The sequence below is a fragment of the Clostridium tepidiprofundi DSM 19306 genome, from assembly GCF_001594005.1.
GTDB classification, from domain to species: domain Bacteria; phylum Bacillota; class Clostridia; order Clostridiales; family Clostridiaceae; genus Clostridium_AC; species Clostridium_AC tepidiprofundi.
The window spans coordinates 90,914-97,176 of record NZ_LTBA01000006.1; the positions used below are offsets into that span (position 1 = coordinate 90,914).

Below are 6,263 nucleotides of genomic sequence, written 5' to 3' on the forward strand. Positions count from 1 at the left end.
TATGTCATGAATATTTTAACACATTATAGCTAATAAGTCAGCAAATCTGATATATTTTAAATTTAAGCATTTGAAAGAAAATGGCAAATCAAATATAATAACATATTGACTGGTGATGACTTTTTTTAATACATAAATCTAAACGAAGTATATTTATAAATAAGCTACATTAACCAGTTTATTTACTAGTGAAATCTGCATTAGTTATTTTTTTTAAATGCCTAAATACGCACAAAAAGAACATACAATTATATGTTCTTTTGTGTGTTATTGCAAACAAGCAATTAATATATTAAGCATTCATAACTTTATCTTAAAGTTTATCAAATTTAGTATTAGAACTCAAGTCCTTAATATATTTTGCAAAGTCTTCTCTTAAATTTTCATCTTTAAGCCCAAATTCAACAGTTGCCTTTAAGAATCCAAGCTTATCACCAACATCATATCTTCTTCCAATAAAATCATAAGCATGCATGCTTTGAATGTCAATAAGTTTCTTTAAGGCATCTGTTAATTGTATCTCATTGTTCTTACCTGGCTTTGTATTCTTTAAAATATCAAATATTTCTGGAGTAATTATATATCTGCCCAATATGGCAACATTTGAAGGTGCTTCCTCAACTTTTGGCTTTTCAATTAAATCTTCAACACAATAAACTCTATCTTCTAGCATTTTACCTTTAACAATACCGTATTTAGATACTTCCTTTTTAGGAACCTGCTGCACACCTAGTATAGATGTATTATACTTATCATAACAGTCAATCAACTGCTTCAAACAAGGAATATCACTATCAACAATATCGTCACCAAGCATAACTGCAAATGGTTCATTTCCAACAAATGTTCTTGCACAATTTATTGCATGTCCTAGCCCTTTTGGCTCTTTCTGTCTTATGTAATGGATATCAGCCAAATTCGATATCTTCTGAACCTCTTTTAATAATTCCACTTTACCACTGTTCTCTAATTTAAGCTCTAGTTCAACAGATTTATCAAAATGATCTTCAATAGATTTTTTATTCCTACCAGTTACAATAAGTATTTCCTCTATTCCCGAAGCTATTGCTTCTTCAACAATATACTGTATTGTTGGTTTGTCAACAATAGGAAGCATTTCTTTTGGCTGAGCCTTTGTTGCAGGCAAAAACCTAGTTCCAAGCCCTGCTGCAGGAATTACCGCCTTTCTAACCTTCATCAAAAATTCCCCCTTTTTAATTAATAAAAATTTAAATATCCTTAAGCATATTCTTCAATTGAATAACTATATCATCTTTAGGATCAATCTTTTCAGCTTTCTCTAAATACTTCTTGGCTTCATCAAATTTTTTCATATCTATATAACACATAACAATATTTGTGCAAATTTCTACAGACTTTGCTGCTTGAAAAGCCTTCTTCAAATATTCAATAGCCGTTTTATGCTCACCCATAGCAGCGTAATTTATACCATACTCATTTAATACTTCAATCAATGCAGAATCCACAGCCGATGCCTCATTTAAATAATATATAGCTTTTTCATGTATACCTAAATTCCTGTAAGCTATAGCAATGTAATAAAATATCTCAGCAGAATCCCCATAAATATCTACTAATGGTATTAAAATCTTAAGTGCCTCATTTGGATTCTCATATATCAACTGAATACCTTTTTCATAATCGTTAATGTTTTTGAGATTTTCCTTAAACTCAGAAATATCCTCTGTTTCTATTCCACCCATGCTTAAATACGTATTTAAACTATGTAAAGCTCTAGTAAAATCTTTTTTATCCCTGAATATTAAAGCTTCATACAAGTACGGAGTAGCAAATCCATCTATAAGTTTACCCTTTTCAATCATTTTTAATTCTTCTTCTTCATAATTTTTATCAATTGTTCGTAATTTATCCAATACCAACAAAAGCCTATCAAAATTTTCAATATTACTTTCTATTAATACTAAGCCTTTCAGCATAATATATGCATCTTCATAAATTTCATTATTTATTGCATTATATATATTGCCTTTAATGTATTTTATACTTTCTTCTATATTGCTTAACAATTGAATATAAGTATCATTGTATTTAAAGTTTTCATCTAATCCCAACACATATACCATACCCTCAACAAAATAGAAAAATGGAATTTTCTCAAATGTTTCTCCATGCTTAACCTTTTCAACTATTTGTTCAGCTTTAATAGGCAAATAAATATCTTTAGGTATTGTGTATTCTCCTATTTGTGCACCTTTATTTATTGGTAAAAATAAGAGCTTCGATAATTTATCATTAAAGTTTGATTGTATATCCATTTATTCACCTTCCTCTAGTTTTGAAATGAAATGCTCAAATTATTATATCATATTTTTAAACCAAGGGAAAATTTTAGTTTTAGAATGTTTAGTAAACTTGTTTTGTTAAAACAAAAGTTTCATTCTCCCTTATATACCGTTGTAACATTTTATTTCTTCATTAATATACTAATATTGTAGCAAAAGTGAACTAGTGCTACATAGCATAATTACCAAATATATCTTACTGCATATTTTCCCGTGTTGCTGTGTTGTCGTTAATTTGAATACAATTTAGTATTCTCATTTCCTCCACCTTGCACTACGAAAAAATCTACCGCAATATATGACGTTAGTTACGCTATGCAATACTAGTTCTGCTGAAACAAAAGCTTCAATATTCCAATTTATAGAAGTAGAAAAATTGTGAAATCGATAAATAATAATAAGAAATAATAAGAAATTCAGTTTTTAATATTAACTTGAGGAGGTGAACTTATTGGCTTACAGTGATAGAGAATTATTAGCAAGATTAATAAAATGCGAGGCGGGTGGTGAAGGGGAAAATGGTATGAAAGCCGTAGCTTCGGTAATCATGAATAGGGTTAATGCGGCATATGGTGAATACCAAAGAACAGGACAAGGTAATCTTAGAAAAGTTATTTTCCAACCGGGTCAATTTGATTGTGCTACTTCAATTTTGAATGGCATGCCTAATCCTCAAACAATTTGGGCAAGTCCGCCAGAAAAAATACACTATGAAATCGCAGATTGGGCCTTATCTGGAAATAGATTGTATACAACTGGCGATGCTTTATGGTACTTTAATCCTCATAAACCAACATGTCCATATTATTTTCCACGTAACCGTACAGGGAGATTCCAAGTTAAAGTTGGAAACCATTGTTTCTATAACCCTACAAAACTTTATGCAAAAACTTAATCAATTGGAATTTGAGCTTCAATCAACTTGATTAAATATATAGCAGTAATTTTTTTAATGTAATAAAATATAGTAATATATAAGGAGATTGTTTTATGTTTAGTAGAATACCAAATCAATGTTATGATCAATTTACAATGTACCCTAACGAGATGGGTCAAAATCCTAAAAATTTTGAGCGTACAACTAATGAAAGGGTTCCAAATACAACAAACACCCCAAATCTTGAAAAAAAACCAGTCATTCCACCAAGTCCCGCACCAAAATATTTTCAGAACTGGTTAATAGAACAAATAGGCAAATACATTAAGATAGAATTTTTAATTGGAACTAGTATGTTAATTGACAGAGAAGGTGTTTTAGAAGAAGTAGGAGTTAACTATATCGTTATTAAAGAATCTGGAACACTTGATACTCTAATGTGCGATATGTATTCCATTAAATTTGTAAGAGTTTTTCACGATCAAGCTAAAGCTCTTTCTTGCAAATAAATACACTATATACTTAGTTTTATCAAGCTATATTATATAAGGCATTTTCAAAAAAATAACTAGTCAGTATGCTAGTCTATTTTGCGAACTACTTCATCGTTGGAACCCGTTGATAGAACCTACTATCAGCGGAACCCAACTCTTTGTATTTCACAAAATATACGTCGCATCTTTGACTTGTTATTTTCTTTCAAATGCCTAACTCTCACTTTTATAAGTGGGAGTTATATAATATTCAACATTATGCACTTTTGATTATATTATCATAAGGATTGCATATTCTTTTTAATAAAAACATTTTTACCTTCAAAAACTATTGCAAGTTCTATAATATCTTTTACACCTCTATATATAAGTTCCTGTCTATACTTCTTTTCTCTTATTTGCTTTAATGCTTTTAGTGCTGCCTTTTCTAAGTCTTCTTTTGCAAAAACTTTTTTAAATTCTATAATTATTCCCTTTTTGTTAATATCTTTAGGAATAATCATAACATCATATCTGCCATATCCACTTTCTCTATTTGATTTTACATAATAATCCTTGTTCAAAGATACAAGCATACCTAAAACAAAGGCATGATATACTTTTTCGCTTTCAGTACTACCCACATCAAAATAGCTCAAACTTTTCAGTACATATTCACTAAACAATATATCGAAGGTTTCTATATCTCCTGTTATAAGACTTTTTAACATAATATTAAAATTATCACTACTTACATTTTCATTAAACCAACTTTTAATAATTTGTTTATACAGATACTTTACCTCTAAATTTGGTATTGTAAGCTTGCAATAGAGGTCTCCCTCTTTCCATTTTCTGTCACACACTTTTAAATACCCACTAAAAAGTAAAAAACTCCATGTATTTTCTGAACTGCTATCTATATCTTTAATTACTATATCTTGATTTACTATTTTCTCAATTGGCTCCCCTTTAATTAAACTTTCTAACTCAATTTTTAATTTTTCTCCACCTCTTGACAGTATTCTTTTCACCAAATCATTACTGCTAGTATTAACCCAATATGGTTTAAAACCTTCTCTATAACTCTTTGCATATTTTAATACACTCCAAGGATTATATATAACTTTATCACCAAATATATATCCATTATACCAATTCCTAACATTATCCATATCATATTCGATATTATAATATTTAAATAACTCTTCTACTTCTTCATCTAAGAAACCAAACCAACTATCAAAATTATAGGATAAAATTGTACTAACATCTAAATTATTAAGTCCTGAAAATATGCTTTCTTTCGCCACTCTTAAAATCCCCGTTAAAACAGACTTTTCAAGATAAACATTATCCTTCAATCCACCACTTAAAAATATCCTCATAAATTCAATAACTTTATCATAATACCCATATAAGAATCCACTCTGTATTGGTACATCATATTCGTCAATCAAAATTACAACTTTTTTATTATAATATCTATATAGATATTCACTTAATAACTTTAAGCCATCTATATAAGTATCATGAGATGCTCTACCATAAAGAATATCCAATACCTCTTCCTTTTCATATTCTGCTAGAACATCACTTTTTAAAATATAGCTATGCTTACCAAATTCACTTTTAATAAGTCGTTCAAGACTGCTTAAGCACCTTTCCCACTGCGAATGTTTTTCATCCTTAAAAGTTATATATATAACAGGATATTTCCCCTGAATATCCATAACTTCCTTAAATTTATTTATTTTAAGATTACTAAAAAGATATCTGTTGTCACAACTTTCTTTTTCATAAAAATACTTCAACATACTCAGATTAAGTGTTTTTCCAAATCTTCTCGGTCTTGGAATAAGAATGACTTTTGAACCATCCTCAATAACCTCTTTTATAAATAAACTTTTATCTACAAAGTAATAATTTTCTTCAATAATGCTCTTAAAATCGCTTACTCCAATTGGAATTCTTTTTTTCAATTTGTATTCACTCCCTTCTTTATATGTTAGCAGTGAACTTTTTTATACTGCTCCTACTTCTACAAATGAAAAATCACAACCTTTTCTTGTAGAATTAATAAAATAAGTTCGCTTTATATAGATAATTATACATTATAATATCAGCTAAATATGGTTAACAAATCTCTACAAGTAGCATTAAATAGTTTTTTGAAAAAATTCTGGACAAAGATAATCCTACTACAAAGCAAGCTTATTCAAAGGCTAGGCAAAATATTAAGCCAGAAGCATTTATTGAGTTAAATAATAAAATAAATAACAAGTCAATTTTATCACGATAACCTAGTAAAATTTTATCCTACAGCTAGGAAGTTTTCATTGTAATTTTTTTACTTATTCAATGCTTTTTTTAGATCTTCAACATTCAGCAATTTAAAAATTGTACTAATTTCATTTTCAAAATCCAATGAGAGTTTAAATCTTATCATTTTTAAACTAACTTTATAAAAAGTCTGAACTGTTCTTAAAATTGCTAATGCAATTTTCTTTACTATTTGTAAGTTCTTAGCTCCATTTTTGCTCATAGTTGTATTCTTATCATCTTTAAACGTAAAATCCAAATGCCAAT

The 6,263-nt window shown here is 28.7% G+C and carries 5 protein-coding genes and 1 pseudogene; 2 read left to right on the forward strand and 4 right to left on the reverse strand.

All coding sequences use genetic code 11. The features are described from left to right. Positions 1-313: 313 nt before the first annotated feature. The gene (gene galU / locus CLTEP_RS04735) at positions 314-1,198 is read right to left on the reverse strand and encodes a UTP--glucose-1-phosphate uridylyltransferase GalU (protein WP_066823355.1); all 885 of its coding nucleotides are present in this window, start codon (positions 1,196-1,198) and stop codon (positions 314-316) included. Between the two features lie 31 nt (positions 1,199-1,229). Then, entirely contained in the window at positions 1,230-2,297 is a 1,068-nt protein-coding gene (locus CLTEP_RS04740) for a tetratricopeptide repeat protein (RefSeq protein ID WP_066823361.1), read from the reverse strand. A 478-nt stretch (positions 2,298-2,775) separates the two neighbouring features. Between CLTEP_RS04740 and CLTEP_RS04745 the strand changes: the two genes are divergently transcribed. Together CLTEP_RS04745 and CLTEP_RS04750 are read left to right on the forward strand one after the other, a co-directional pair. Next, complete coding sequence (locus CLTEP_RS04745; RefSeq protein WP_066823364.1) at positions 2,776-3,219, forward strand: cell wall hydrolase; 444 nt, start codon at positions 2,776-2,778, stop codon at positions 3,217-3,219. 95 nt (positions 3,220-3,314) lie between these two features. Beyond that, on the forward strand, positions 3,315-3,710 hold the full coding sequence (locus tag CLTEP_RS04750; protein ID WP_066823367.1) for a hypothetical protein: 396 nt from the start codon (positions 3,315-3,317) through the stop codon (positions 3,708-3,710). Between the two features lie 263 nt (positions 3,711-3,973). On the opposite strand, the gene CLTEP_RS04755 is transcribed toward CLTEP_RS04750, so the two are convergent. Together CLTEP_RS04755 and CLTEP_RS14845 are read right to left on the reverse strand one after the other, a co-directional pair. After that, on the reverse strand, positions 3,974-5,656 hold the full coding sequence (locus CLTEP_RS04755) for an AAA family ATPase (RefSeq protein ID WP_066823369.1): 1,683 nt from the start codon (positions 5,654-5,656) through the stop codon (positions 3,974-3,976). 368 nt (positions 5,657-6,024) lie between these two features. After that, positions 6,025-6,263, reverse strand: a pseudogene (locus tag CLTEP_RS14845) (hypothetical protein); the annotation flags it as partial.

Bases quoted from the DNA above. Each gene is read 5' to 3' on its own strand.
- galU (WP_066823355.1), bottom strand. From the start codon at position 1,198: ATGAAGGTTAGAAAGGCGGTAATTCCTGCAGCAGGGCTTGGAACTAGG.
- CLTEP_RS04740 (WP_066823361.1), bottom strand. From the start codon at position 2,297: ATGGATATACAATCAAACTTTAATGATAAATTATCGAAGCTCTTATTT.
- CLTEP_RS04750 (WP_066823367.1), top strand. From the start codon at position 3,315: ATGTTTAGTAGAATACCAAATCAATGTTATGATCAATTTACAATGTAC.